Here is a 4,451-nt window from a genome sequence, read left to right as displayed (position 1 = left end):
AGGGCGTGGCGCAACGGCACCGTTGCCGGTTTGCGTCCCGCGGTGGCCGGGGGGATTGCATCCCCCGGACCCCCGGCTGCCTGCGGCGGCCTTTGGCCTTGCTTTGGCGCCGGGGATGGTCAGCCGGTCAGCCGGTGGGGATCGGGGATGTCACGCCATGCCTGAGCGCAGGCTGAACCGCCCGCAGACTGACTGCGCGCCGAAGGCGCGCCCTAAGCCGGGCGGCAGCGGGCGGGTCGGGCTGTGCCCGGCGCGCATCCCCCCTTCGGGCGATGCGGGTGGTCGCGACGGCACCGCCGCTGATTTGCGTCCCTCGGTGGCCGGGGGGCGCTGCGCCCCCCGGCCCCCCCGCTGCCGTTGCGTCCGGCAGCGCCGTTCAATCCAGCGTCCGGCGGAAGCGGGTCAGGGCAGCGGTTGCGAAAAGCAGAACGAACAGGCAAAGCGTCAGCATCGGCTGCGCAATCTCGGCGGGACCGGCGCCTTTCAGCATGACGGCGCGAACGATGCGCAGGAAATGAGTCAGGGGAAAAATTTCGCCCAGCAGTTGCGCCCAATGCGGCATGCCCCGGAACGGGAACATGAAGCCCGACAGCATCAGCGAGGGCAGGAAGAAAAAGAATGTCAGCTGCATCGCCTGCATCTGCGTTCTTGCGACGGTTGAAATAAGATAGCCCAGGATCACCAGCGCCAGCACGAAGATCAGAATCCCCCACATGATCAGCGCCAGCGATCCCACGAAGGGCACGCCAAAGATCCCGCGCGCGGCAAGCAGCACCACCACCACCTGTACCGCGCCCACGCCCAGATAGGGCAGCACCTTTCCCAGCATGATCTCCAGCGGGGTGGCAGGCATGGACAGCAGGTTTTCCATGGTGCCGCGTTCGATCTCGCGGGTCAGGGCCATGGCAGTCATCATCACCATGGTCAGTTGCAGGATCACCCCCAGCAGGCCCGGCACGATGTTGTACTGGGTGATCCCCTCGGGGTTATAGCGTTTATGGACCACGATATCGACCATGCCGGCCTGTTCCTGCGCGGCCAGTGCCTCGGTCCCCAATTCGCGAAGCAGGGCCTGCGTCGCCACCGTCCCCAGTGTCGAAATCGCGCCCGAGGCGACCGACGGGTCTGTCGCATCCGCCTCGATCAGGATCGAGGGGTTATCGCCACGCAGCACGCGCTTGCCGAAATCCGAAGGCACGGTGACGACAAAGGACACCTCGCCCGAGGTAATCATCCTCTCGGCCTGATCGGCGGTCACGCTGCCATCGGTAAAGCGGTAATAGCCCGTCACCTCCAGCGCCGTGACCATGGCGCGGGTAAAGCGGTCCTGCGTCGGCGCGACAAGGGCGGCGGGCAGTTGTTTGGCGTCGGTGTTGATCGCGAAACCGAACAGCAAAAGCTGCATCAGCGGAATGGCCAGCATCATCGCAAAGGTCACGCGGTCGCGGCGCATCTGGGTGAATTCCTTGCGCAGCAGGGTCCACAGGCGTGTCGGCGACAGGATCATCGCATATTGTCCCGGCTGTCGCCCATCAGGCGGATGAACACATCCTCAAGGCTGGTTTCGGCATCGCTGACCTGCAATCCGCTGCCTTGCACGACCTGCGCCACTGCCGCGCGCAGGCCGGCGCCGTCGCGGCCGACGACATGCAGCGTATTGCCGAAGGGGGCGATCTGTTCGACCTGCGGCAGCGCCTTCAGCCGGGCGGCGGCGGCGTGGATGCCCGGCCCCTCGACCACCACCGTGGTCAGCCCGGCATCGCGGATCACCTGCGGCACGGTGCCCTGCGCGACCAGCTTGCCATAGGCGATATAGTTGATGCGGTGGCAGCGTTCGGCCTCGTCCATGTAATGCGTGGACACCAGAACCGTCATCCCGTCCGCCGCAAGCCCATGGATTTCATCCCAAAATTCGCGCCGCGCCTTGGGATCGACGCCTGCGGTCGGCTCGTCCAGCATCAGCAGCTTCGGGCGGTGCATGATGCAGGCGGCCAGCGCCAGCCGCTGTTTCCAGCCGCCCGACAGCGACCCGGCAAGCTGATCCTTGCGGCTGGTCAGGCCCAGATCGGCCAGCGTATCGGCCACCGCCTGCCGCGCCGGACGCAGCCGGTAAAGGCCCGCGACGAATTGCAGGTTCTCGGCGATGGTCAGATCCTCGTAAAAGGAAAACCGCTGCGTCATGTAACCCACCTCGCGCTTGATCCGCAGCGCGTCGCGGCGCAGATCCAGCCCCAGCACTGTGCCTGTGCCCTCGTCCGGGGTCAGCAACCCGCAAATCAGCCGGATCGTCGTTGTCTTGCCCGACCCGTTCGGCCCCAGAAACCCCGCAATCTCGCCCGTGGCGACGGTCAGCGACACATCATCCACAACCGCCCGGTCGCCAAAACGCCTGGTCAGGTTCGCGACGCTGATCGCGGGGGCGGTCATTGCGGGGCCTCGGGCAGGCGGACATCGACGATCTGGCCGGGTTTCAGCTCCGACCCGTCGGCGGGGCGCGCCTCGATCAGATAGACCAGCTTTTGCCGGTTTTGCAGCGAATAGATCACCGGGGGCGTGAATTCCGGCCCATCGGCGATATAGGTCACAAGCGCCTCGATTCCCTGCGTGCAGCCATCGCAGCCTACCGCCAGACGGCTGCCGATCCCGATCGCCGCGACCGAGCTTTCCGGCACATAAAGCCGCAAGCGCACCGCATCGTCGGCCAGCATCGACAGAACCGGCGCAGAGGGCCCGGCGATCTCGCCCGCGTGTCGGATCACGTCCTGAACCGTGCCCGCGGCGGGGGCGGTGATCCGGCGTTTGTCCAGTTTCCACTGCGCCTGATCCAGTTCCGCCTGTGCACGCCGGACACCCGCCTCCTTCGCACTGATTTCCCAGTCTCGGGCGGGCAAGCGGGCCACGGCCAGATTCGCCTCGATCTCGTTCACCTTGGCGGCGGCAATTTCGGCGGCGGTGGCGGCATCCTCGCGCTCGGTCCGGGTGGCCGCCCCGCGCCCGGCCAGCGAGGCGATGCGTTCCGCTGTCCGCTGCGCCTCGGCCGCGTTCGACCGGGCCGAGACCAGTGCCGCCTCGATCACGCTGATTTCCTCGGGGCGCTTGCCCTCGCGCAGATTGGCCAGCTCGCTTTCAGCCTGCGCCAGCGCGGCCTGGGCCTGCGCCAGCGCGATTTCGGCATCCTGCCGCTCCATCTCGATCAGGGGCGCACCCGCCGCGATGCGCGCGCCGCGCCCGGTCATCACCGCCTCGATCTGGGCGATCTCGACCGGCGCGATCAGCGTATATTCGCCCTCGACATAGCCGGTCGCAAAGGGCTCGGGCGCGGCGCAGGGGGTGAACAGCGATGCCGCGAAGGGCAGGGCGCAAAGATAGCCGGTCATGGGCGGCTCCTTTCGATGGCGGCGCGAAGGTTGCAGCGGACGATCCCGGCAATCTGCCGCGCCTCGGGAGGGCCAAGCGAAGGCCAGCCCATACGGTACCGGATCAGTGGACGACCGATGCGGAAATACATGACCTGCCCGATCATCGAAAACACCGACAGTTTCACCTCGTCGCTTTCGGCATCCTGCCCGGTTGCCATGGCCCATAGCCGGCACAGCGCGGAATGGCGGCTTTCGAACACCTGATGATACAGCCGGTCGAACACCTCGCCCTGTTCGGTCAGCTCTCGCAGGACAAAGGCGGCGATATCCTCGGATGCCGGATCGGCGACCATGAAATCGATGACGGTGCCGACGATCTGGTCCATCAGCGCCATGGCCTGATCAGGCGTGTCCACGCTGACCACCTCAAGCGCGGCGGTGACAAGCGACATCCGGCGCACGACCTCGTCGGCGCAGGCCAGCCGCAACTGCGGCTTGCCCCCGAAATGATAGGCGATCAGCCCGATATTCGCCCCTGCCCGCGCCGCAATCGCCCGCGTCGTGGTCGCGGCATAGCCCTGATGGCCGAACAGATGCAGCGCGGCGGCAATCAGTTGCCTTGGCGTGTCGTCAGGGGAAGTCATCGGTCCTTTCCCTCCATACGTGCCGCCCCATTTTAATCAATTGACTAAATTCTGGCAAGTGCAAGGCGCCGCAGGCTATTGCTGGGGGTCCGGGGGGCGCAGCTCCCCCGGCCATCGCGGGACGCAAATCATCCGGCGCTGCCGTCAGGGCAAGGATCGGGAGCAAGGAAAAACCTGCCCGCAAGAAAACGGCTTTGCAGCCCGTCACGGCAATCAATGTCGTCGCCAACAGCCTCAAAAAAGGGGGGGGCGGGTCGGGCAAAGCCCGACCCGCGCGCTGCCGCCCGGCCGGACGCGCGCTTCGCGCGCCGATAGTCTGCGGATGGCCGGGAAAGGAAGAAAATGACCATGAGGCGGGCGCAACCCGGAGGCATCGCCAGCCAACTGCTCCGCGCGCACCAGGGGCAGTGGCAACAGCAACCAGCCGCCGCAGGCTTTTGCAGGGGGT

Annotated in this window: 4 protein-coding genes; all 4 read right to left on the bottom strand. The window is 66.5% G+C overall.

Features of this window, described 5'->3' with window-relative positions; genetic code table 11:
• Positions 1-376: 376 nt before the first annotated feature.
• The 4 genes from ACK5L9_RS04700 to ACK5L9_RS04685 are packed head-to-tail and all read right to left on the bottom strand — an operon-like array spanning position 377 to position 4,003.
• Positions 377-1,507 (bottom strand): ABC transporter permease, encoded by a 1,131-nt coding sequence (locus ACK5L9_RS04700; RefSeq protein WP_416910294.1) that lies wholly within the window; start codon positions 1,505-1,507, stop codon positions 377-379.
• Positions 1,504-2,427: an ABC transporter ATP-binding protein gene (locus ACK5L9_RS04695; RefSeq protein WP_416910292.1), complete on the bottom strand. Its 924-nt coding sequence runs from the start codon at positions 2,425-2,427 to the stop codon at positions 1,504-1,506. The genes ACK5L9_RS04700 and ACK5L9_RS04695 overlap by 4 nt, the downstream gene beginning before the upstream one ends.
• Entirely contained in the window at positions 2,424-3,377 is a 954-nt protein-coding gene (locus ACK5L9_RS04690) for an HlyD family secretion protein (RefSeq protein ID WP_416910291.1), read from the bottom strand. The genes ACK5L9_RS04695 and ACK5L9_RS04690 overlap by 4 nt, the downstream gene beginning before the upstream one ends.
• A complete protein-coding gene (locus ACK5L9_RS04685) occupies positions 3,374-4,003 on the bottom strand; it encodes a CerR family C-terminal domain-containing protein (protein WP_416910290.1) in 630 nt (209 codons plus the stop codon). The genes ACK5L9_RS04690 and ACK5L9_RS04685 overlap by 4 nt, the downstream gene beginning before the upstream one ends.
• Positions 4,004-4,451 lie beyond the last annotated feature (448 nt).

Source organism: Paracoccus sp. (in: a-proteobacteria), from assembly GCF_047973135.1.
GTDB lineage: Bacteria > Pseudomonadota > Alphaproteobacteria > Rhodobacterales > Rhodobacteraceae > Paracoccus.
The sequence above is the reverse complement of the archived record's forward strand: the minus strand, read 5'-3'. Positions and strand labels throughout refer to the sequence as shown.